The sequence below is a fragment of the Pseudomonas sp. GW821-FHT07E12 genome (assembly GCF_058986605.1).
This window is the reverse complement of sequence record NZ_JBYSVX010000003.1, coordinates 206,246-228,177: the sequence shown is the minus strand read 5'-3', so window position 1 is coordinate 228,177 and position 21,932 is coordinate 206,246. Positions and strand designations below refer to the sequence as shown.

The 21,932-nt window shown below is 63.9% G+C and carries 16 protein-coding genes and 2 tRNA genes; 7 read left to right on the top strand and 11 right to left on the bottom strand.

Annotated features, from left to right (window positions below):
• Positions 1-82: 82 nt before the first annotated feature.
• Together AC3WJE_RS03880 and AC3WJE_RS03875 are read right to left on the bottom strand one after the other, a co-directional pair.
• Positions 83-1,840 (bottom strand): hypothetical protein, encoded by a 1,758-nt coding sequence (locus tag AC3WJE_RS03880; protein ID WP_493729452.1) that lies wholly within the window; start codon positions 1,838-1,840, stop codon positions 83-85.
• A gap of 15 nt (positions 1,841-1,855) precedes the next feature.
• On the bottom strand, positions 1,856-2,452 hold the full coding sequence (locus tag AC3WJE_RS03875) for an NfuA family Fe-S biogenesis protein (protein WP_493729451.1): 597 nt from the start codon (positions 2,450-2,452) through the stop codon (positions 1,856-1,858).
• An 88-nt stretch (positions 2,453-2,540) separates the two neighbouring features.
• Here AC3WJE_RS03875 and AC3WJE_RS03870 point away from each other — a divergent pair, with 88 nt between their 5' ends.
• The 4 genes from AC3WJE_RS03870 to AC3WJE_RS03855 all read left to right on the top strand — a co-directional run bounded on the left by AC3WJE_RS03870 (position 2,541) and on the right by AC3WJE_RS03855 (position 6,248).
• Positions 2,541-2,888, top strand: coding sequence for a 4a-hydroxytetrahydrobiopterin dehydratase (locus AC3WJE_RS03870; RefSeq protein WP_493729450.1), 348 nt, complete (start codon positions 2,541-2,543; stop codon positions 2,886-2,888).
• Positions 2,889-2,890: 2 nt separating this feature from the next.
• The gene (locus tag AC3WJE_RS03865; protein ID WP_493729449.1) at positions 2,891-3,316 is read left to right on the top strand and encodes an energy transducer TonB; all 426 of its coding nucleotides are present in this window, start codon (positions 2,891-2,893) and stop codon (positions 3,314-3,316) included.
• 222 nt (positions 3,317-3,538) lie between these two features.
• Positions 3,539-4,357 carry a zinc transporter ZupT gene (gene zupT, locus AC3WJE_RS03860; protein ID WP_493729448.1) on the top strand — a complete coding sequence of 273 codons (819 nt, stop codon included), beginning with the start codon at positions 3,539-3,541 and terminating at the stop codon, positions 4,355-4,357.
• A gap of 202 nt (positions 4,358-4,559) precedes the next feature.
• The gene (locus AC3WJE_RS03855; RefSeq protein WP_493729447.1) at positions 4,560-6,248 is read left to right on the top strand and encodes a DUF3300 domain-containing protein; all 1,689 of its coding nucleotides are present in this window, start codon (positions 4,560-4,562) and stop codon (positions 6,246-6,248) included.
• A 33-nt stretch (positions 6,249-6,281) separates the two neighbouring features.
• On the opposite strand, the gene AC3WJE_RS03850 is transcribed toward AC3WJE_RS03855, so the two are convergent.
• Positions 6,282-7,256, bottom strand: coding sequence for an RluA family pseudouridine synthase (locus AC3WJE_RS03850; protein ID WP_493729446.1), 975 nt, complete (start codon positions 7,254-7,256; stop codon positions 6,282-6,284).
• 406 nt (positions 7,257-7,662) lie between these two features.
• Between AC3WJE_RS03850 and AC3WJE_RS03845 the strand changes: the two genes are divergently transcribed.
• Entirely contained in the window at positions 7,663-10,863 is a 3,201-nt protein-coding gene (locus AC3WJE_RS03845) for an Rne/Rng family ribonuclease (protein ID WP_493729445.1), read from the top strand.
• A gap of 100 nt (positions 10,864-10,963) precedes the next feature.
• On the opposite strand, the gene AC3WJE_RS03840 is transcribed toward AC3WJE_RS03845, so the two are convergent.
• The 3 genes from AC3WJE_RS03840 to AC3WJE_RS03830 all read right to left on the bottom strand — a co-directional run bounded on the left by AC3WJE_RS03840 (position 10,964) and on the right by AC3WJE_RS03830 (position 13,053).
• Positions 10,964-11,611 (bottom strand): response regulator, encoded by a 648-nt coding sequence (locus AC3WJE_RS03840; RefSeq protein ID WP_493729444.1) that lies wholly within the window; start codon positions 11,609-11,611, stop codon positions 10,964-10,966.
• Between the two features lie 282 nt (positions 11,612-11,893).
• The gene (locus tag AC3WJE_RS03835; protein ID WP_493729443.1) at positions 11,894-12,661 is read right to left on the bottom strand and encodes a sulfurtransferase; all 768 of its coding nucleotides are present in this window, start codon (positions 12,659-12,661) and stop codon (positions 11,894-11,896) included.
• A gap of 26 nt (positions 12,662-12,687) precedes the next feature.
• Positions 12,688-13,053 carry a DUF6164 family protein gene (locus AC3WJE_RS03830; RefSeq protein ID WP_493729442.1) on the bottom strand — a complete coding sequence of 122 codons (366 nt, stop codon included), beginning with the start codon at positions 13,051-13,053 and terminating at the stop codon, positions 12,688-12,690.
• Between the two features lie 59 nt (positions 13,054-13,112).
• Between AC3WJE_RS03830 and AC3WJE_RS03825 the strand changes: the two genes are divergently transcribed.
• Together AC3WJE_RS03825 and AC3WJE_RS03820 are read left to right on the top strand one after the other, a co-directional pair.
• The gene (locus tag AC3WJE_RS03825; RefSeq protein ID WP_493729441.1) at positions 13,113-13,544 is read left to right on the top strand and encodes an FKBP-type peptidyl-prolyl cis-trans isomerase; all 432 of its coding nucleotides are present in this window, start codon (positions 13,113-13,115) and stop codon (positions 13,542-13,544) included.
• Positions 13,544-14,800, top strand: a complete 1,257-nt coding sequence (locus tag AC3WJE_RS03820; RefSeq protein WP_493729440.1) for a TIGR03862 family flavoprotein — start codon at positions 13,544-13,546, stop codon at positions 14,798-14,800. The genes AC3WJE_RS03825 and AC3WJE_RS03820 overlap by 1 nt, the downstream gene beginning before the upstream one ends.
• 108 nt (positions 14,801-14,908) lie before the next feature.
• Here AC3WJE_RS03820 and AC3WJE_RS03815 read toward each other — a convergent pair whose 3' ends face one another.
• From AC3WJE_RS03815 to AC3WJE_RS03795, 5 genes are all read right to left on the bottom strand, one after another.
• On the bottom strand, positions 14,909-16,531 hold the full coding sequence (locus AC3WJE_RS03815; protein WP_493729439.1) for an FMN-binding glutamate synthase family protein: 1,623 nt from the start codon (positions 16,529-16,531) through the stop codon (positions 14,909-14,911).
• Positions 16,532-16,554: 23 nt separating this feature from the next.
• A complete protein-coding gene (locus AC3WJE_RS03810; RefSeq protein WP_493729438.1) occupies positions 16,555-17,847 on the bottom strand; it encodes a nucleotide sugar dehydrogenase in 1,293 nt (430 codons plus the stop codon).
• Between the two features lie 67 nt (positions 17,848-17,914).
• Positions 17,915-17,998, bottom strand: a tRNA-Leu gene (locus AC3WJE_RS03805).
• Between the two features lie 282 nt (positions 17,999-18,280).
• Positions 18,281-18,354, bottom strand: a tRNA-Cys gene (locus AC3WJE_RS03800).
• Positions 18,355-18,746: 392 nt separating this feature from the next.
• A complete protein-coding gene (locus tag AC3WJE_RS03795) occupies positions 18,747-21,359 on the bottom strand; it encodes an AAA family ATPase (protein WP_493729437.1) in 2,613 nt (870 codons plus the stop codon).
• Between the last annotated feature and the right edge of the window lie 573 nt (positions 21,360-21,932).

Below are 21,932 nucleotides of genomic sequence, written 5' to 3'. Positions count from 1 at the left end.
CGCTTTTCCGTAGGAGCGGCTTCAGCCGCGATGGGGCCTTACCAGGAAAGCCCCATCGCGGCTGAAGCCGCTCCTACAAACCTCAGCGCACGCTGCCGTTGTCTTCCTGCAATTCCTTCTTGAAAGGGATATCCGGCGGCGGACGTCCACTGGCCGGCTGCTCGTTCATGTTCGGATCGGTCAATCCGCAGCCGCCACCGAACTGCAGCAGCGAAACCACGCAGCTGATCCGCGTCGATGTGCCCGGTATCGCGATCTCGATCTTCTTGATGCCCTTGCGTACCCACTCCTCCAGCAGCGATTCGTTCGGCACCCAGTACTTGTCGAACGAAGTCGGCGCGTAGTCGTACGGCGGCCGCTTCAGCCAGGTCCCGGATTGCGCGATGCGGTCGCGGCTCCAGTTATCGGTTTCGCTGCCCGGTGCCCCCCGGCCATTGGCCGCGCCCTCGCCCTGCCCCGGCACGCGCAAGCTGCCGTCGCGGTTGTACATGCCTTCGCCTTGCGCCGCAGCGCCTTCCTGCCGACCGGCCTGATTGCGATCACCCAGTGACCAGTCATCCCCCGCCTTCGGCGAAGCCCAACCACCACTGCGATCGGCAGGTTTCGGCCCGGCACCTGCCTGTCTACCGGCACTGGCGCCCGAACGATCGATGGAAGGTGCGCTCCCTGCGGGAACCGGACGGTCGCCGGGCGATGGGCTTGACGACGCAGTAATCGCAGGCGCAGCTGTAGCGGCCGAAGCACGTGCGGCAGCAGTAGCTTGTGCGGCGCGGGCAGGCTCCGAGGCGGGCTCGGTGGCAGGCGCCTGATCTGGAATGTCCGGCAACTCCCGCTGCCGGACCGCGATGTCCGGCGTCGCCAGCGTCGGCGTGGGCTGACGCAATGCCGGTTGCGCCAGTTCGACACTCGGCTGGGTAATCGTCGTCACCTCGCGCTCGCGCACTGCGGTCACCGGCATCGATGGCACAGCCACTGCTGCCAGTTCGCGCGGCTGTACCTGCATCGCCTGCGGACGTTCAAGTGTCTCGACCTGCCGTTCGCGCACCTGCTGCGGCTCCGATTGCACCACCGGCGTCTCGCGCACCGGAATCGCCGGCGGTGGCGGCACCACGAAATCCGTGGTGGCGACAGGCGTCTCGGTGGCTTGCAGCGGTACCGGATCAATGACCATCGGCGTCGGCCGCTGCGATTCCACCGGTGATGGCCGCGCAGCTGTCGACTGCACCTGCTCGGGCACCGGCGCGCTCGGCGGCGAAGCCGGTTCTGCCTCGGCCTTGACCGGCATCGCCTGCCGACCGCCGCTGGCGGCCCGCGAAGCCGCCAGCGGCGTCCGTGCCGTACTGGCAACGCCGCCTGCATCTGCGCTGGCCGCCGCCTGTGGCGAACCACCTTCGCCTCCACCTTCTTCATCATGCGGCGTCCCACGTCCGACGAAGGAAAGCTGCACCCGTCCCTGTTCCGACTCCGGCTCATGCGAAGCCCAGCGCACCACCGCCACCCACAGCAGCAGGACGAAAAACAGGATGTGGATCAGCAGACTGCCGGTCACACCGAACCAGTGAAGGCTGCGCTGATCGTCGGGACGTGGGTCCCAGTGCTGCCACCACAGTCGCCGGAACGCCTGGAAGAAGGTCAGCTGCGGCGCGGGTCCGCTACCGGGGCGGCGTGGCAGCGTGTCGACGTGCGCGACGATCTCCGCATCACCGAACGCAGCCGCAATCGCGGCGCGGCTGCGCATCCAGATGCCCCATCCATAGGGCATGCCGCTGCGCTTTTCCAGAATGAGCCGGCCCGGGCTGCGTGCCAGCAGGTGATCGATCAGGTCGGCGGCTTTCGTCACCGGCGCGGAGGGCAATCAGGCCGCGTCGCGCGGAATATAGGGCGCGTCACCGGTGCTGTGGTCGGTCGCATCGCGCACCGCGATCACGCCCGGCACCCGCCCCATCAGCGTCTTCTCGATGCCCTGCTTGAGCGTCACGTCGGCCATGCCGCAGCCGTGGCAGCCGCCACCGAAGCGCAGCAACACCACGCCATCGGCCGACACCTCCTGCACCGCGACTTTGCCGCCGTGCGAGGCCAGCTGCGGGTTGATCTCGTTTTCGACCACCCAGCGCACACGCTCGACCAGCGATGCCGAATCGGCTGGTGCCTCGCCCTTGATCTTGGGCGCCTTGATCGTCAGCTGCTGGTTGCCGGCGCCCTGGGTGACGTAGTCGATCTCGGCGCCGTCGAGCCATTGCACGCTGTCGGCATCCACATAGAGCGTGAAGCCATTACAGTCCACCGCCCACTCATCGCCGCGCAGGTCGGCGGGTTCGGCGAACTCCAGCCGCGCATCGGCGCGCGAGGTGCCCGCATCGACCGCGCTGAGGCGTACGCCCATGCCGGCGATGCCCTCGCGCTCGATCAGCTTGCGGAAGTAGGTCTGTGCTTTGTCGGATATCTGGATCATGCGGTTATTCTAGCCCCGTCCTGTCGAGCACTGATGGAACATTTCATCCTCGACACGACCTTCACGCCAGCCACTGCGGAGAGCCACGATGCCCGACCTGATCCCCCTCGCACAGGCGCATTGCCTGCCGCGCAAGGGCAGCGAACACAAACTCGGCCAGGCCCGTCTGGCCGAACTGCTGCCCCAGGTGCCCGGTTGGGAGCTGGCCGAAAGCGGCATCGCGCTGACCCGCACGTTCACATTCGGCGATTATTACCAGACGCTGGCCTTCGTCAACGCGCTGGCCTGGATCGCGCACCAGGAAGACCATCACCCTGACCTGGGCGTGCACTACGACCGGGTCGTCGCGCGCTTCTCGACCCACGATGTCGGCGGCCTGAGCGAGAACGACTTCATCTGTGCCGCCAAGGCCTCCGCCCTTTACAAGGAAGCATGACCATGCGCCTGCACCTTTTCATCCTGCCCGTTGCCGCCATCGCCCTGCTCGGCGCCTGCGGCAAATCGGCGACACCCGCGACACCGGCGGTTCCAGCCATCGCCCCGACCGAACTCACCGCCGCGCATACGCCGCCCCCGGAGTACCCGGTCGAACTGGCCTGCGCCGGCATCGGCGGCAAGACCACCCTCAAGGTGACCATCGGCACCGACGGCAGCGTGACCGACGTCCAACTGCTGCAGAGCAGTGGCCAGAAGGTACTGGACGATTCGGCACAGAAGCGCGTGCGCGAAGAATGGAAGTTCAATCCGGCCACCCGCAATGGCCAGCCAATCGCTCAGACGATCCAAGTGCCGGTGGACTTCAATCCGCCGCAACCGAAACCCGATGAGTGCTTCGTGATCGAGGAACACGCACGCCGCAGCTGAAGCGTGCATCTCCCGTTTCACCCGGGCGCCGCCTGATCGCGGCGCTTGTTTTGTCTGTTATGCGAGTCCCTCGCAAGAGCCCGCACATCCATGTGCGGGGACTGAATATACGAGTCCCTCGCAAAAGCCCGCACATCCATGTGCGCGGATTGAAAGGGCGACTTCTTCGCAAAAACCGCGCGCCGATGTGCGGGAACCCATAAAGGAAGACGGAACCCGCACATGGCCGGCATCACCTCCGAGAACGTCTGGATCGCACTGCTGGTCACGCTGGCCGCGGGTCTCGCCACCGGCCTGGGCAGCCTGATGGTGGTGTTCTCACGCCGGCCGGAACCGCGACTGCTCGCGTTCGGCCTGGCCTTCGCCGGCGGCGCGATGGTGTACGTATCGCTCTCGGAAATCCTCAACAAATCGATTGCCTCGTTCTCGCTGGCGTTCGATGACCGGCTGGGCTTCGCCTACGGCACTCTCGCCTTCCTTGGCGGCATGCTGTTGATCATGCTGATCGACCGGCTGGTGCCGAACCCGCACCAGAGCCTGAGCAGCGAAGATCCGTTGTTCCGCGAGAACAACCGCGCCTACATCAAACGGGTCGGCCTGCTGACCGCAGTGGCGATCACCGCGCACAACTTCCCCGAAGGACTGGCCACCTTCTTCGCCACGCTGGAAAACCCCGCGGTCGGCATGCCGCTGGCGTTCGCGATCGCCATCCACAACATTCCCGAAGGCATCGCGATCGCGGTGCCGGTCTATTACGCGACCCAGAACAAGGGCTATGCCTTCATCGCCAGCCTGCTCTCGGGACTGGCCGAGCCGGTCGGCGCTGCGATCGGCTATGTGCTGCTGTCGAACGTGTTGTCCGACGCAGTGTTCGGCATCGTGTTCGGAATGATCGCCGGCGTCATGGTGTTCCTTGCACTGGACGAACTGCTTCCCGCCGCCAAGCGCTATGCCAAGGGCCACGAGACCGTCTACGGACTGGTCGCCGGCATGGCCACGCTGGCAATCAGTCTGGTGCTGTTCCGCTTCGCCACACCTTGACGGATTTACGAGAGTTTTACGAAATTGCGGCACACCTGAACACGGGCTGCAATCAAGTGGCGATCCCCGCCTCAAGAAAGCTTCCAGACATTTAATGCGGCGCATCCTGCAGGCGTCTTCCAAACGCCACGAAGGAGAGAGGTGCCGTATGGACATTCGCACGTTGTCACCGGGCAGGCTTGCCCTTGCTTTGATCACCGCAATGAGCGTGCTCGCGTTGAGCGCGTGCCAGCAACCCGCATCACCCGCCGCTCCAGCCAGCGACGCGAGCGCGGCAGCTACGCCTCCCGCGCCACCGTACGTACCACCTACCGCCGATCAGCTGTATCAATTGGTCGCGCCGATCGCGCTGTTCCCCGACAAGCTGGTCGCGCAGACCCTGGCCGCATCGGTGTATCCGGATCAGGTCACCACCGCGCAAGGCTGGCTGCACGACAACAGTACGCTGAGCATGGCCGATCGCCTGCAGGCCGCTGCCGCGCAACCGTGGGATCCCAGCGTCAAGGCGCTGACCGCGTTTCCCGACGTGATCAACCAGTTGGCCGGTAACGTCGATTGGACCCGCGCACTCGGCGACGCCTATGCGCACGATCCCAACGACGTGCTCGACGCAATCCAGGTGATGCGCCAGCGCGCCCAGGCCAGTGGCCACCTGCGCAGCACGCCGCAGCAACGGGTACAGGTCGTGCAGCGCACGGTCGTGCCCCCGGCCATGGACGAGCGCCAAGTACCGCCGCCGTCCAACACTATCGTCATCGAACCGGCGCAACCTGACACGGTCTACGTGCCGCAATACGATCCCAACGTGGTCTATGGCGCGCCCGTCGACGTCTATGGCGGCTATCGCTATCGTCAGCCGCGGGTGTACGACAATGGCGACCTGCTCGCTACCGGCATCATCTCGTTCGGTGTCGGCGTGTTGGTCGGCAGCGCGCTCGATCACCATCACGGCCCGATGGCCTGGATCGAACCGGAACCGGCCTGGCATCACTGGGGCTGGAACAACTGGGGCGTGAACTGGAATGCGCCGCCCGCCGCGCCGCACTATGTGGTCTACCAGAATCACGTCTATGCGCCACGCACCACCATCATCAACAACAACATTAACAACAGCACTCGCATCGACACGCGTACCTACAACATCCACCAGGACCAGCGTTCCTGGGGCATGCCCGGCACACCGTCTGCGGCCGCACCCGTAGCGAGCGCAGCTGCACCGACCGCCGCCATGGCCATGGCGCAACGGGCTCAGGCACAGGGTCCGCACGCACCTGTGTCACAGGTCGCCACGCCGCCGCGTAACGCGCCGGACTATGCACATCTGTCCACGCCACATTTCAACGCGCAGATGCTGCAACCCGGCCGCCCGGTGACGACGGCACCTCAACCGCCATCATCGCCCCACGCGACACAGGCCATGGCGCTCGCCCCACACGACCCGCGCGCGCAGCCGCAATTCGCACCAACGACCGCGCACGTGCCGGCACCTCACGCGTCGATGCCACCCTCGCATGTCGCCATGCCATCGGTCGCGGCCACCGCTTCGCCGCAGCCACACAATCCGCCGGCAGTGTCGATGGCCCAGCGTGAACCGGCACCGCAGCGGGCGATGCCGCTACAGCACGATCCCGTCGCCAGCCACAACATCCCCGCACCGATGTCGATGCCGGCGCGCCCGGAACCGCGTCCGCAGATGCAGCCGCCCCATCAGGCGCAACCACCGCAGCAACGCCAACAGGCCGCGTTCGCACCGCAACATCCGCAGCGGCAGCAGGCACCCATGCCCCAGCCACATCCCGTAGCCGCACACACGCAGGAACCGCATCAGGCGCCGCATCCGCAACAAGCGCATCACGATCCCCGCAAGGATCACGACAAGCACGACAGTTGAAGGATCGCCGTTGACGCCGCCCTTTCGGCGGCGTCAACGGCCCAGCCGATCCAACGCCTCGGCAAGCTCCGGCGCCAGCGGCGCATTGAGCAGATAGGGCGTGCGGCCACCGTCCAACGCGAATTCCAGCGAGGCCGCATGCAGGAACAGGCGGCGCAGGCCGGCCTGGTCACGCAACCGCTTGTTGACCTCCTCGTCGCCGTACTTGTCGTCACCCGCGACCGGATGACCGATGTGCTGGGCGTGCACGCGGATCTGGTGGGTGCGCCCGGTTTCGATCCGGACCTCGCAATAGGAATGCCCCCCGCGCCGCTCCAGGACCCGGAAATGGCTCAGCGAGGCCTTGCCGATCGGATTGACCTGGACATGCCGCTCGCCACCCTGACGCAGGCCGACGTGCAGCGGCGCATCCACCGACATCACCCCGTCCGGCATCCGTCCGACCAGCAAGGTCAGATAACGCTTGGTGATGCCGCGGCCCCCCTCGCCGTCGCCTTCCCGCAACAAGGCCTGCAGCTCGGTCAGCGCCGAACGCTTCTTGGCGACGATCAGCAACCCGGAGGTGTCCCGGTCCAGCCGGTGCACCAGTTCCAGGCCCTGGTTCGGGCGCAGCGCCCGCAGGGTCTCGATCGCCCCGTGGCTGATGCCGCTACCGCCATGGCTGGCGACGCCGGAGGGTTTGTTCAGCGCCAGCAATCGCTCGTCCTCGAACACGATCGCCGCCTCCATCCGCGCCAGGAACGCAGAGGGCGGAGGCGTCCGTTCTCCTTCCTCGTTGAGACGGACTGGCGGCAACCGCACCTCGTCGCCGCTCTCCAGCTTGCGTTCGGCCTTGGCGCGGCCGCCGTTCACACGGACCTGACCGCTGCGGACCAGCTTGTAGACCAGGCTGCGCGGCGCCCCTTTGAGCTGGCCGAGCAGGAAATTGTCCAGGCGCTGGCCGCTACGGTCGTCGGGGACCTTCACGGTACGTGCGCCCGGCGCTTTGGGGGTATGGGGGTCGGTCATCCGGCTATTTATTCTGCTACACTCGGCGGGCGAGATAAGGGTTTGATTTCGTTGGAAGTTGTGTTGGGCCAGAAGCCCCGCTTCCGATGGATCCGGCACAGTGCGCGGCCACCGCCCCCGGGGCGGCCATGTTAGCGGCTTACCGGCCTGCCCGGCCATCGCCGACGGTCTTCGGACCGACGCGCTGAACATGTCCCGTGCGACGCCCCAGCCTGGCTGGACGCGGCCGCCGGTCCTGAAACACCCAAACTTAGAGACAAGCGCTCCCGCGGCCTGCCGTGGTGTCGTAGCGCTGGAAAGCTCAAGCGGACCTGTACGCGCCCGGCGCGGAAGGGTCTGCGAAACCGTTCCAGAGGCGATAACGTCACGGCGTTCCGCGCGGTAGCAGCGCGCGAGGAACGCAACAATGAAGCGAATGCTGATCAACGCCACGCAGGCAGAAGAACTGCGTGTAGCGATCGTGGACGGCCAGAACCTGTACGACATCGACATCGAGCAGCCGTCCAAGGAACAAAAGAAGTCCAACATCTACAAGGGCCGGATCACCCGTCTGGAGCCCTCCCTCGAAGCCGCCTTCGTCGATTACGGCGCCGAACGCCACGGCTTCCTGCCGCTGAAGGAAATCTCTCGCGACTACTTCCAGTCCGGCGTGGATCACCACAAGGCCGGCATCCGCGAGTTGCTGCGCGAGGGCCAGGAGATCGTGGTCCAGGTCGACAAGGAGGAGCGCGGCAACAAGGGCGCAGCCCTGACCACCTTCATCTCGCTGGCCGGCCGCTACATGGTGCTGATGCCGAACTCGCCGTCGGCCGGTGGCGTCTCGCGCCGGATCGAAGGCGAGGATCGCGCCGCACTGAAGGACGCGCTGGACAAGCTGAACATCCCCGACGACATGGGGGTGATCATCCGCACCGCCGGCGTCGGCCGCGATGCCGAAGAACTGCAATGGGATCTGGACTACCTGCTGCAGGTCTGGCGCGCGATCGCCGAGGCCGCACTGTCCAAGCCGGCCACGCTGCTGATCTACCAGGAATCGCGCCTGATCGTGCGTGCCCTGCGCGACTACCTGCGCGCCGACATCGGCGAGATCCTGGTCGACACCGAGGAGATGTACGAGACCGCGCGCGAGTTTGTTGAGCAGGTGATGCCGCACAACATGCGCAAGCTCAAGCACTACAAGGACGACATCCCGCTGTTCAACCGCTTCCAGATCGAGTCGCAGATCGAGGCGGTCTACGAGCGCAACGTGCGCCTGCCTTCAGGCGGCTCGATCGTGGTTGACCAGACCGAAGCCTTGACCGCGATCGACGTCAACTCCTCGCGTGCCACCAAGGGCAGCGACATCGAGGAAACCGCGTTCCACACCAACCTGGAAGCGGCCGAGGAAGTGGCGCGCCAGTTGCGCCTGCGCGACCTCGGCGGCCTGGTGGTGATCGACTTCATCGACATGGCCTCCTCCAAGCACCAGCGCGAGGTCGAGAACAAGCTGCAGAACGCGCTCAAGTACGACCGCGCACGCGTGCAGATCGGTCGCATCTCGCGCTTCGGCCTGATGGAAATGAGCCGCCAGCGCCTGCGTCCGTCGCTGGGCGAATCCAGCCAGATCGTCTGCCCGCGTTGTGACGGCCATGGCCGCATGCGCAGCGTCGAGTCGTTGTCGCTGTCGATCATCCGCGTCGCCGAAGAGCACGCGATGAAGGAGAACACCGGGCAGGTGCTGGTACAGGCCCCGGTGGAGATCGCCAACTACCTGCTCAACGAGAAGCGCAGTGCGCTGCACGAGATCTATCAGCGCCACGGCGCGCCGATCATCATCGTCGCCGACGAACAGCTGCACACTCCGCACTACGAGGTCACTCGCCTGCGCGAGAATGATCTCGGCGAGGAAAGCAACAAGCCCAGCTACCAGCGCGGCACCCCGCGCAAGCTGCCGGTACATGCACTGACCAAGGCTCAGCTCAACATCCCGCCGGCACCGGCGGTGACCCAGGTCAAGCACAGCCAGCCGGCCCCGGTCCGTGAGGAAATCCCGGAGCCGGTGCATGCCCCCGTCGCCGTACAGGCTCCTGTCGCCGCCCCCGCACCCGGTGGCGTCGTGGGCTGGTTGAAGCGCATCTTCGGCGCCCCCGAAGCCGCACCGGCACCGGCCGAACCCGCACCGCGCCAGAAGCAGGGCGATGGTCGCGGCAACCGCAACGATCGCGGTGACCGCAACCAGCCACGTCGTGAGCGTGATGGCCGCGGCACCGGCCCCAACAACGGCGCCCAAGGCAAGGATCGCGGCGGCAACAACAATGCCAACCCGCGCCGCGAAGATCGTCGCCAGGCTACCGGCAACGCCCAGCCGCAGCAGGCGCAGGTGCCGAAGCAGCCACGCGCCGAACAGCAGCCCAAGCAGGCGCAGCAACCCAAGCAGCAGAAGCAGCCGCAGCAGCCCCAACAGAAGCAGCGCCCCGCTCCGCAGGAGTCCGTTGAGGCCACGGCAAACGAGCGCGTGCCGCAGCAGCGGCCGCCGCGTGAGGAAAAGCCTGCAGTTGTTGCCAATCCGGTCGAGAACGCAGCCATCGTTGCCACCGCGGTGGCGGTGACTGCGGCAACCGCCGACGTCGCCACCAGCAAGCCAGTCCAGGCCGAACGCGAAGTCCAACAACAACCGGCAACGGGCGAAGCCGTGGTGGCGGTATCGGCTGAAGGTGCCGTCGCTCCGCAGGATGATGCGAACACCCCGGCCGGTGAAGCCGCCGGCGAAGGCGGCGGTCGTCGTCGTCGCGGGCGCCGCGGTGGTCGTCGTCGTCGTCGCGGCTCTGGTGCTGCTGGCGAGAACGCCTCCCTTCCGTCTGACGAATTGGATGACGGCGATTTCGATGCCGACGAAACCGCGGAAGCCGATGCAACTGACACAACCGAGGCCGAGTCGTCCGCCACTGCCGCAACGGCACGCAGTCCGCAGCCGGAATTCGACTTCGACGACGTGCCTGCCCCGGTCGTTCGCCGTGAAACGCCTCGTCCGGCACCGACCGTTGTGGCCGACAGCATCAGCACACCGGCTGCAGAGCACGTAGCGGCCAAGGATGCGAGCCCGGCCCCGAGCGAAACCGCGCCGGTGACCGAGGCTCCCGCAGCCGTCACCAGCATCACCGCACCGGAACCTGCCGCCGTGATCGAGGCCGCGCCGGCAATTGCCCCCGCGACTTCGCCGGTGGTCATCGAGCCCGTGGTCGTCGAGCCGGCAGTCGCCGTCGAACCAGCCAAGGTCGAAGCCGTCGCTCCGGTCGAAGTCTCCGCACCGAAGCCATATGCGCCGGTACAGACCACGCTGCTCGACGCACTTGCATCCGACCAGGCCTCCCCGCAGCACGAACCTGTGATCGAGCCGGCCTCACAGCCGGTGGCTTTCCAGGTCACCGAGCAGCCAGCTCCGACGGAAACTGCACCCGCCCTCGTCGAGGTCGAGCACGAGGTCGAGCAGACGCCGGTGAAGCTGGCTGCCGAACCTGAGGAAATCGAGGTCAAGGAAAAGGCGTTCGTGGCAATCCACGAGGCGGCTCCGACCGTGCAGGCGAATGATGCGCTGAAGGCCACCACCGAAGAACCTCGCGCCAGCTGATCGCAGGCAACAGGCAAAAAGAAAGCGGCCGCAAGGCCGCTTTCTTTTTGGCGTCGTTCAAATCCGGCCGGAGCTGCCTGGAAGCCTCCGGATTACCCGGTCAGAGCGTGCGCGCCGGATCGGTCAAACCATACTGGTTGGCCAGACGCGCCAGCGCGATGTTGTCCTGGATCCCGATCTTCTCGAACAGACGCGCCTTGTGCGTGTTGACGGTCTTCGCGCTCAGGTTCAAACGCTTGGCGATGTCTTCCTGGCGAAGCCCCTGCGTGAGCAGCAGGGCCACTTCCAGTTCACGTGGCGACAATGCATCGAACGGCGAACTTCCGCCTTCGAGATTGGCCAACGCCATGTTCTGGGCGATGGTATTGCCCAGGTAACGCTTGCCGAGTGCCACGTCACGCACCGCTCTGAGCAGTTCGTGCGCATCGCCGCCCTTGCCGACATAGCCCGACGCACCCACTTCGAGCAAACGCTTCGGCAGCGGACCATCCTCGAGTACCGAGACGATGATGACCTTGACGCCGTAACTGCCCTTGATCAGCCGCTCGGTGACTTCCAGTCCACTGACACCGGGCAGGTGCAGATCGCACAACACGATGTCCGGCAGCAGTCGCCGGATCTGTGGCAACGCTTCTTCTCCCGTCTCCGATTCGCCGACGACCTCGATGTCCATTTCACTTGAAAGGATCATGCGCATGCCGGTGCGTACCAATGCATGGTCATCGATCAGAAAAACCCTGATGGTCATCCGTGTAGTCCCCCAGACTGTGACGGCCAGTCGTTTTGACCAGCCTAGCTCCATGAATAATTCAGGGCAAGAGATTCCATGCCGTGGAAATGCGGGACAAATGCCGCCGCCACGCGCATTCTCGAAGCACGAACGAAAACATTGGCTGGCAACCACGGCCTGTCACACGCGACCGCCAAGCTGCTTGCTGATTACGTGAGGATGCTTGCCCCATCCATCACGTGAACCGATCTTGCCGATCCCGGGCCGGACCCGGCCATCGGGCATCCCGTGAATGATCGGTCAGATTTTCCCGACCTCGCCGGATAGCTGCATCTCCGGGTCGTGCAAGGGGCGCAACTGCGGATCCAGCGCGACACGGCCGTCGAACACGAAGCAGCCGCCCTCGTAGCCCTCGCCGCCCACTTCCTCGAAGTATCCGAGGATTCCGCCATCCAACTGCAACACATTGTCCATGCCACTGGCATGCATCCACAGCGCTGCCTTCTCGCAGCGAATGCCACCGGTGCAGAAACTCACCACCGTCGCATCGGCCAGCGCATCGCGATGTGGTTCGAGTGCCTGCGGCAAGTCAGTGAACTTGTTGATCGGGAACGTCAACGCGCCGGCGAACGTACCGTGCTCGACTTCCTGCTGGTTGCGCGTATCGAGCATCACCACCCGGCGTCCGCTGTCATCATGACCATCGCGCAGCCACTGTCGCAGCACCACCGGCGATACCGCAGGCGCACGCGTCTGCAGCGGTGAGGCATCCTCGCACCGGAAGCTGATGATCTCCGGCTTTACCTTCACCTTGAGCCGGGCGAATGGCGGATGCTGGCTGTAGCTGTACTTGATGCGCATGTCGGCGAAACGGGCATCCGCCCGCAGCCAGTCATAGAACACATCGATATCCGGGCCGGGCGCCGCCAGGAACAGGTTGATGCCCTCGCCCGCCACCAGCACGGTCCCCATCAGCCCTGCGGCTGCGGCACGCTCGCGGATATGTCCGGCGAGGGCTTCGGGATCGTCGATGGCGACAAACTGGTAGGCGGCGGTGTTGGTAAGCATCCGCCCATTCTACCCGTCGCTGGCGATCAGCCCTTCAGCAACACGAACGGCAGCAGCACCAGCGCGGCGATCAGCAACATCGCCACCAGCGTCGCCAGCACATACAACGGGCGGCGCCGCAGCAGCGAGCCGAAGGTCTCGGCAGTGCCGTCCTGCAATGCCTGGCGCCGCTGCTCACGCGCCAGATCGCCGCGCTGCTGCTGATATTCCGCCAGCAGCTGACGTGCACGCGGAAGCGTGGCCGCATCGGAAAGCCAGATGCCGCCGGCGGAAACCCCGAACACGCTCGGGCGGGTCTCGTAGAAATCAACCCCGTGCTCGCGCAGCAAGCCACGGACCTCGTCGGCCTCGTCTTCGGGAACGTTGCGCAGGTTCATCAGCAGTTTCGCCATGCGCGGATGATAGCCGGCGCGGATGCGATAATCCCCGCCCCTTTTAGCCGGATCCCACCATGCTGCGACTCTCCTTCTTGCTGCTGCTCTGTCTGCTGGCCGGCTGCACGCCGCCAGGACCGCCTCCGGGCGGCACCATCGCGCAGTTCCAGGAGATCGACACCACGCCCGGCAGCGGCACCGAGGCCAAGGCCGGCGATCTGGTCAGCGTCCACTACACCGGCTGGCTCTACGACGAGCACGCCGAAGGCAAGCACGGCGAGAAGTTCGACAGCTCGGTGGATCGCGGCGAACCGTTCCAGTTCCGTCTCGGCGGCGGCCAGGTGATCCGTGGCTGGGACGAAGGCGTGGTCGGCATGAAGGTCGGCGGCAAGCGCACGCTGATGATTCCGGCCGAGTACGGTTACGGCGATCGTGGCGCCGGCGGCGTGATCCCGCCGGGCGCTTCGCTGGTGTTCGACGTCGAACTGCTCGACATACGCGCGAACTGATGCCAGACACGCACGCCAGTTCTCCCGCACGCGTTGCCATCATCGGCGGCGGTCCCGCCGGCCTGATGGCGGCCGAAACGGTGCGTGCAGCCGGCTACGCGGTGGACGTCTATGAGGCCAAGGGCTCGGTCGGGCGCAAGTTCCTGATCGCCGGCAAGGGTGGGCTCAACCTCACCCATTCCGATCCATCCGGGCTGTTCGCCTCGCGCTATCGCGAGCGCCAGCAGGAAGTCACCGGCTGGCTGGCGGATTTCGATGCGGACGCCTTGCGCGATTGGGCACGCGGCCTCGGCGTGGAAACCTATGTCGGCAGTTCCGGCCGGGTGTTTCCGCTCGATCGCAAGGCGGCGCCATTGCTGCGCGGCTGGGTGCGCCGGCTCAAGGACAGCGGCGTGCAGTTCCATGTGCAGCATCGCTGGCTGGGGTGGAACGAAACCGGAGCGCTGCGCTTCGCCACCGCAGACGGCGAGATCGATGTGCACGCCGATGCGACCGTGCTCGCGCTCGGTGGCGGCAGCTGGCCGCAACTGGGTTCCGACGGCGCATGGACCGAAACGCTGCACGCGCGCGGCGTGGATATCGCTGCACTGCAGTCGGCCAACTGCGGCTTTGATATCGATTGGACGCCGTGGTTCGTGCAACGGCATGCAGGTGCACCACTGAAGCCGGTGGTCGCGCACTGGGCCGACCTCGAAGGCCGGCCTCGGCAATTGCAGGGCGAGTGCGTGATCAGCGCGTACGGCATCGAGGGCAGCCTGATCTATGCGCTGGCCGCCGATCTGCGCGACACCATCCATCGCGATGGACATGCGCTGCTGCACCTGGACCTGGTGCCCGGTCGCGAGTTGGCTCGACTGCAGGAGGAGCTGGCCCGGCCACGCAAGGGCCGCAGCTTCGGCGAACACCTGCGTCGTAATGCCGGGCTGGATGCGGTCAAGACCGCGCTGCTATTCGAAGCACTGGGCAAGGAAGCCGGCCAGGACGCGGAAAGGGTGGCGCGCACGCTCAAGGCACTGCCGCTGCGTCTGCTGAGACCACGACCGATGGCCGAGGTCATCAGCACTGCCGGCGGCGTGCGGCTTGAAGCGATGAACGCGCAGCTGATGCTCGATGCCCTGTCCGGCGTGTTCTGCGCCGGCGAAATGCTGGACTGGGAAGCCCCGACCGGCGGCTACCTGCTTACGGCCTGTTTCGCCAGTGGATTGCGCGCCGGACGGGGCGTCGTGACCTGGCTCGCTGACGCAGGCAAGTCGTAGATCCTCAGCCCTGTCTCCTCGTCCCCGAGCAGGCAGGGACCCCGGGACTTTCGATCCACGTCTGTTGCTCCCGCTTGTCTGGAGGCAACGGGAAAGCACTCGCGAACATCAACGCGACTTGCTCTCCCGCAACACCCGGATCCGCGCCGGTGGCTGGAACGAATCGCTGCGCGCATCAGCCCAGTAGTCACGGAACACCGCGTGCGTGGAGACCGTATCCAGCAGCTCGCCGGGCTCCAGGAAACGATAGAGCGAGGCCAGCGAACGAATCTCGACCTGCGACACTCGACGGATGATGTGTTCCGGCCCCAGTTGCGCCGGGTCGTCCAGTCCGGCCGCGCACAGCAGTTCGCGCAGCGCCTTCAACGTATTCTCGTGGAAGCGATACACGCGTTCTGCCTTGTCCGGCATGTCCAGGTGCCGCCAGCGACGCGGATCCTGCGTGGCGATGCCGGTCGGGCAGCGGTCGGTATGGCAGCTGAGCGACTGGATGCAACCAAGTGCGAACATGAAGCCACGCGCCGCGTTGCACCAGTCCGCGCCCATTGCCAACGTGCGCGCGATGTCGAAAGCGCTGGTGATCTTGCATGCCGCGCCAATCCGGATACGATCACGCAGATCCAGTCCGATCAGCGTGTTGTGCACCAGCATCAACGCTTCGTGCATCGGCACGCCGACGTGATCGACGAACTCGGATGGCGCCGCGCCGGTACCGCCTTCGGCGCCGTCGACAACGATGAAATCCGGCAGCAATCCGGTCTCCTGCATCGCCTTGGCGATGCCGAACCACTCCCAGGGATGGCCGATCGCGAGCTTGAAACCGGTCGGCTTGCCACCGGACAGCTCACGCAGTCGCGCAACGAATTGCAGCAGTTCAACCGGCGTCGAGAAAGCCGAGTGTGCCGCTGGCGAAACGCAGTCCACACCGGTCGGCACGCCGCGCGTCTGCGCGATCTCCGGGCTCACCTTGGCCGCCGGCAGCACGCCGCCGTGACCCGGCTTGGCGCCCTGCGACAGCTTCACCTCGATCATCTTCACTTGTTCGGCGCTGGCGTTGGCGACGAAGCGCTCCTCGCTGAAACGCCCGGTCTCGTCGCGACAACCGAAGTAGCCCGAGCCGATCTCCCACACCAGATCGCCACCGTGTTCGCGGTGGTAGGGCGAGATCGACCCCTCGCCGGTGTCGTGATAGAAGTTGCCGCGACGAGCGCCCTCATTCAACGCACGGATCGCATTGGCCGACAGCGCACCGAAACTCATCGCCGAAATGTTGAACACGCTCGCCGAGTACGGCCGTGCACTCCCAGCCCCGATCACCACGCGGAAATCATGGCTGTCGATATGGCTCGGCGCGAGTGAGTGATTGATCCACTCGTAGTCCACCGCGTAGGTGCTGCGCAGCGTGCCGAACGGCACCACGTCCATTTCGTTCTTGGAGCGCTGGTAGACCAGCGTGCGCTGCTGACGCGAGAACGGTACTTCGTCCAGATCGCTCTGCACGAAATACTGCCGGATCTCGGGCCCGATCGATTCCAGCCCATAGCGGAAATGCGAGAGGATCGGATAGTTGCGTCGCAACGTGCTGCGACGTTGTGCAAGATCCCAGATGCCAAGCACGACCAGCACCGCGAACACTGCCGTGCTCCACCACCAATCCGGCCAGCGCACGGCCAGGGTCACGCTCAACAGCAACATCGCAACGCTGATGGCCAAAGCCAGGTAACGGTGCATCGGGCCTCCTGATGGCGTGAGGGCTACAGGCGGTCGGTAACGAGTTCCCTCGGCCAGACCGATTTCACATCGTAGACGACCGCGCCGGGCTTTCCGAGCGCACGGATACGCTCCGCATCGAACTCACGGAATTGCCGGTGCGCGACCGCAAGCACAACGGCGTCGTAGTCGCCGGCAACCGCCTCGGATGCCAACACGACGCCAGCCTTGCTCCTGGCTTCCTCGGGCGAAGCCCAGGGATCGACCGCATCGACCGCAGCACCCAGATCGGCGAAGGACTCCACCAATTCCAGTGCACGGCTGTTGCGCAGGTCCGGGCAGTTCTCCTTGAAGGTGACGCCCAGCACCAGAATGCGTGCCTGCGGCATCGCCACATCGCGCTCGGCCAGCAGCGTCTGCACCCGTTCCACCACATGCAACGCCACGCGATTGTTGATCGTGCGCGCGGTGTGGATCAGGTCGGGGTGGTAGCCCACGCTCTCGGACTTGTGCAGCAGGTAGTACGGGTCAACGCCGATGCAGTGGCCGCCAACCAGGCCCGGTCGGAACGGCAGGAAATTCCACTTGCTGCCAGCCGCTTCCAGCACGTCCTGGGTATCGATGCCGAGGCGATCGAAGATCAGTGCGAGTTCGTTGACCAATGCGATGTTGACGTCGCGCTGGATGTTCTCGATCACCTTGGCGGCTTCGGCGACGCGGATCGACGGCGCCGGCCAGGTGCCGGCGGTGATGATGGCCGTGTACAGCGCATCCACCGCCGCGGCTGTTTCCGGCGTCGAGCCCGAGGTGATCTTGCGGATGTCCGGCAGACGCCGCTGGTGATCACCCGGATTGATCCGCTCCGGGCTGTAGCCGCAGTAGAAACCCTCGTTGAAGCGCAGCCCCGACAGCGACTCCAGGATCGGCACGCAGACTTCTTCGGTCGTGCCCGGATAGACCGTGGATTCGTAGATCACCAGATCGCCCGGCTTCAGCACCGATGCGATCAGCCGGGTAGCGCTGCGCAGAGGCTCCAGATCCGGCTGTTCGTGCGCATCGATCGGTGTCGGCACGGTGACGATGAAGATGCCGCAATCGGTCAACGTGGCCGGATCCGCACTGTATTCGAGCAGATGCGCCTCGGCCAATTGTTCCGGCACAAGTTCGAGGGTGTCGTCGTGCCCTGCCTGCAGCCGCACCACGCGCGCCACATCGATATCGAACCCCACCGTACGACGCCGTCGCCCGAACTCGGCAGCCAGCGGCAATCCCACATACCCCAGCCCGATCACACCGATGGTGGCCGAAGCGATGTCGACAAGCTTTGCGGCCGTCATGCCATTTCCTGGTGGATCCTCGCGGTCCATGCGGCGAAGGCCCGCAGGCACCTCGCCATGGTTTGTGTGCCCGGAGTGGGAATCGAACCCACATGACCTCGCGGTCGAGGGATTTTAAGTCCCTTGCGTCTACCAGTTTCGCCATCCGGGCATACGCAATAGCGTGCCTGATCGCCGCCCGGATGTGAATGCCGATGTCTGGGAGCAAGCCTCTCGCCCCGCGCAGATTGAGCCCGAAACGCTTCCAAGGACACGAAATGCAAGTTCCTGTTGACGCAACAACGCGGCGACTCAGGGTCGCGACTTCGCGCCGGCACGGCCTCCAGGAACCGGGAATTCGATGCCGCCTGCATCTGCATGCCCCCGGAGCACGCCCTGATCTGGACCGATCCCAATCTTCAGAAACGATGAAACCCGCCTGGGCGGGTTTCAGTGGAGGCCTGGGTCGGAATTGAACCGGCGTACGCGGATTTGCAGTCCGCTGCATAACCACTCTGCCACCAGGCCATTCATTCGAGTCTATCGGAAAACCAGGCCCATGATCGCGGGAGGTCCCGGCCTGCAAATGGATCTTCCTGGAATCCTGCGGACATGAAAAAAGGGCTTTCGCCCCATTTTTCAATAACTTACAGACTTCGACCGGAGCCTGCAGTTCACAATTTGGAGCGGGAAACGAGACAAGCACTAGAGCACTAAGTCCTTGATTTCCAACGCTTTGCTTCCACTGCATGAATCAGTGAAGCCACGATTCTAGCCTTGTTTTCACACACCGTCAACGAAGTCAGTCCAAAAACTTCTATCAACGTCTAGTGACTGCCACCAAGGTCGCGAGCCACTGGACATGAAAGCCAATGGGTCGCCGGACACCGGTGGCTTATGAGGGCTCAGGCCCGCGACCGTCAGGCTCTCGCTCTCGCCGTTTCACCCAGCCGCTTGTTGACAGTCTCACGCCAGGCTGAAAGCTTGGCAATGTCCTGATCCAGTTCATCCGGATCCGGGACAGGAAGTCTTCCTACCGCCGTCGCGGCATCATGTTCAAACTTGGAGCTCTTCGTCATCCCAGCGTCGACCTCCCGATAGTCATCGTCGGTCACCACCACTGACTTCAGCTTTTGCGTAGAGACACCCTCGCCGAAGCGCTGCACTGCTCCGTTTAGAAGAACCTCCTCAATGCATCGTTCCCAAGCAAGCCGAAGCCTCCCGTAGCAATGTGAAGTCAACCGGCGATGCTCGTCGTCATTGCCTTCCTTCTGTGCCTTACGGACCTCGACCGCCATTTGCTTGAGTCGTCCTATTCGATCCTTGGTGCCAAGAACGTCGAACGGAAGATCTTGGGAATGAACCCCAAAACCTTGAGCCGTCCTTCGGATGTAGTTCTTGGTCATGACTGCACCGAGTTCCTCCGTCTTCTGCTCCAAGATACACAGGAAGTAGATGTCATGCGTGAACACGATCACCTGCCGAGTCAAGCATTCCTCCGCCAGACGCTCCGCCACCTCCCAGCGACGTCGATGGTCCAGCGACGAAACCGGGTCATCGAACACGATGCCACCATGGCCCTTGGAAAGTTTTATTTCGGCAAGAAATGAAGCGATAGCAATGGCCCGTTGCTCACCTTCGCTCAAGATTGCTGCCGGACTACCGCCCCCTGGCAACTGCAAGACCAACTTGAACTGGGTTTTCCCACCAGGTGACTCGGGCTTCATGACCACCTTTAGATGATGAACCTTCAGTCGCTTCAATTCCTCATTGAGTGCGTCCGCAAGATCTTGGCTGGCGGTGGTGCGAGAAAGCTCGGTCGACTTTCTGGAGATGCCTCGGGCATCCAGGCTATCGATACACACCTGCAGCTTCCGACAAATCTCGTGCTTGTTGAGCGCCTCCAGAACGGCCCCCTTCACTTCGCCCAAGCGTACTCGGGCATCGAGCTCCAACTTCTCAGCCGCCATGCCTGCGCGAACCTTCTCATCAGCGGTAGCGTCTAACGCTTTGGCCTGCTGCTGCAAGCCTTCAATCACAACAAGTAGCCGACCCTGCGGATGAGCCGCAAGAGCGTCAACCTCATCCCACGCAAGCTCCGCACCAGCGGCCTTCAACACGGATGCCTTTCGAGCCGTCAAGCTCTCTTGCATCACCTTGAAGGCAGCGGCAAGTTCTGTATCGATCTCAGTCAGCTCTTCAACCAATGCATCGCCGAACACAAGATCGACCGATGCCTGCTGCAACGCCCGGTAAGCCGTTGTCGCGAGTTCCCGCGCGTCCTTCGCCGCCTTCTCTGCGGCCTGTTTTATAAAGGTGTCAAACAGCACAAGCCGCTGCGCTCCGGATGGACCGAGAGCGTTTTGACATAGAGGGCATTGAGCATCCTCTGGAAGCGCAGGAAACTCATGGTCGACGTGAGAAACCTCAGCAAAAGCTCGTGCCGCCTCGAAAAGCAGTTTCCACTCCTCGCCCCCAGTACCCGATAGCTGGCCAGGAGTTTGACGGAATTCGGTTGCGGCCACTTCGGCCGCTGCTTTTGTTTCTTTTGACCTCTGGATGAGCAACCGAAGCTGGTTGACTTTCTCGTCACTGACCACGGCAGTTGCCGCCAGAAGACGATCTTTCAGACCAGTGAAGCGCATCGCCTTCTGACGCAGCGTTTGAGCTTTTTGCTTAGGATCAGCTTCCGCCAGAGTTCTGGTTAGCAGAACAAGTCTGCTCTTTTCTTCCTCGCCAAGCGCAGACAGCGCCTCAATCTGCTCCGCTTTGGTTCTCGCAGGGATGCCGAGAAGCAGTGCAGCTACCGCAGTCTTCTCTTTGGTCAGGGCAACGTAAGCGGCATCACTTGGTGCGTTGGCTACTTTCTCTTGGGTAGCACGCACTTTGAGCTTATTGCAAGCGCCGACCAACCCTTCAAGAATATCCAGACCATAAGGCGCATAGGCGAAATCCCCATGATTGTCGATATAGGCACGTGCACAGTGGGTATCGAAAATGGAAATATCCGATAGCGGCTCGGGTGCGGGTTGCCCATAACACCAAAGTAGATCCGTTGCCTCCCCATCAATCAAGACCTCGAATACAGCCTGCGCCTTGCCAGCAGCCTGCGGATCCACATTCGCGTCGGGAAGAATGGGCTCGCGTCGATCTCGAGCACGGCAGGCGTGTTTGAACACTCTGGAATACCCCGACTTACCCGTCCCATTCTCCCCGTAGATAACGGTCAGCCCATGCCGGGCGATCGGTATTCCACCACCATGGGCCAACGCGTTCACGTGAGCAATATCCTTGACGCGAAGGAGTTGCACCACGCGCGCTGGATCCGCAGGCAACGCCACCTCCGCGTCTTGAAGTGCTTTGGCTTGCCGCCCTAAAGGATCAGGGATACCCGCCTCGGACTTGGCCAGGGCAAAAAGCTCGTCTAGATCATCATTTCCTAGGGCTCTATCTTCATACAGCCGAGCGATGGCATCTTGCTGCCAAGCAGCAAGTCCTTTGGACCATGCGTGAATCTCTTGAATAATCGCCACGCCCCCTCCTTAGTTGGTGAATACCTAGGCAACCCAAGTTTGCCCCCATCTCCAAGGCCCATGCTATATGGGCGTGGCGTGATCGGCCATGCTGGCGTTCCCTCTTGCCAAAGCTCGATCCCGTGTGGCGTGGAATTCTCAAGCGCGGCATGTCGATCACTGGCGCCCATGACACAACGCTCCAAGCGGTTCATACACGTGCTTCCAGGCCGGACCAGCTCTGTCTTTTTCCGTCTATCAGCATACCTCCGGAGTCTCATCCATGCGCCGCACGCTTCACTCAACGCAGTAGATACCCAAAACCAGCCTTATCAGACCGTAGATCGAACAGGCGATGCCAAATAGGTCTTGCCGAAGTAGGCGGTTGTCACAACGCTGACATGTGCGAAGGCGCACTACTCTTAGCCGCATGTCGCGGGCCGCAGGCATCGAGTCTCCATTTGTTCACCCTGAGCATTCGATAGCCATTTGTCCAGCACGACGTCACGTCGCCTAAGGCATCGAGGGCAGCCTTGCTTTATCAACTCAGCAACATCAACGGGCCGGCACCAGGCCGGCAGCATAGGAGTCAGT

What these genes read in the sequence shown, in the direction of transcription:
- AC3WJE_RS03875 (WP_493729451.1), bottom strand. Translation starts at nt 2,452, where the DNA reads ATGATCCAGATATCCGACAAAGCACAGACCTACTTCCGCAAGCTGATC.
- AC3WJE_RS03870 (WP_493729450.1), top strand. Translation starts at nt 2,541, where the DNA reads ATGCCCGACCTGATCCCCCTCGCACAGGCGCATTGCCTGCCGCGCAAG.
- AC3WJE_RS03865 (WP_493729449.1), top strand. Translation starts at nt 2,891, where the DNA reads ATGCGCCTGCACCTTTTCATCCTGCCCGTTGCCGCCATCGCCCTGCTC.
- zupT (WP_493729448.1), top strand. Translation starts at nt 3,539, where the DNA reads ATGGCCGGCATCACCTCCGAGAACGTCTGGATCGCACTGCTGGTCACG.
- AC3WJE_RS03855 (WP_493729447.1), top strand. Translation starts at nt 4,560, where the DNA reads ATGAGCGTGCTCGCGTTGAGCGCGTGCCAGCAACCCGCATCACCCGCC.
- AC3WJE_RS03850 (WP_493729446.1), bottom strand. Translation starts at nt 7,256, where the DNA reads ATGACCGACCCCCATACCCCCAAAGCGCCGGGCGCACGTACCGTGAAG.
- AC3WJE_RS03845 (WP_493729445.1), top strand. Translation starts at nt 7,663, where the DNA reads ATGAAGCGAATGCTGATCAACGCCACGCAGGCAGAAGAACTGCGTGTA.
- AC3WJE_RS03840 (WP_493729444.1), bottom strand. Translation starts at nt 11,611, where the DNA reads ATGACCATCAGGGTTTTTCTGATCGATGACCATGCATTGGTACGCACC.
- AC3WJE_RS03835 (WP_493729443.1), bottom strand. Translation starts at nt 12,661, where the DNA reads ATGCTTACCAACACCGCCGCCTACCAGTTTGTCGCCATCGACGATCCC.
- AC3WJE_RS03830 (WP_493729442.1), bottom strand. Translation starts at nt 13,053, where the DNA reads ATGGCGAAACTGCTGATGAACCTGCGCAACGTTCCCGAAGACGAGGCC.
- AC3WJE_RS03825 (WP_493729441.1), top strand. Translation starts at nt 13,113, where the DNA reads ATGCTGCGACTCTCCTTCTTGCTGCTGCTCTGTCTGCTGGCCGGCTGC.
- AC3WJE_RS03820 (WP_493729440.1), top strand. Translation starts at nt 13,544, where the DNA reads ATGCCAGACACGCACGCCAGTTCTCCCGCACGCGTTGCCATCATCGGC.
- AC3WJE_RS03815 (WP_493729439.1), bottom strand. Translation starts at nt 16,531, where the DNA reads ATGCACCGTTACCTGGCTTTGGCCATCAGCGTTGCGATGTTGCTGTTG.
- AC3WJE_RS03810 (WP_493729438.1), bottom strand. Translation starts at nt 17,847, where the DNA reads ATGACGGCCGCAAAGCTTGTCGACATCGCTTCGGCCACCATCGGTGTG.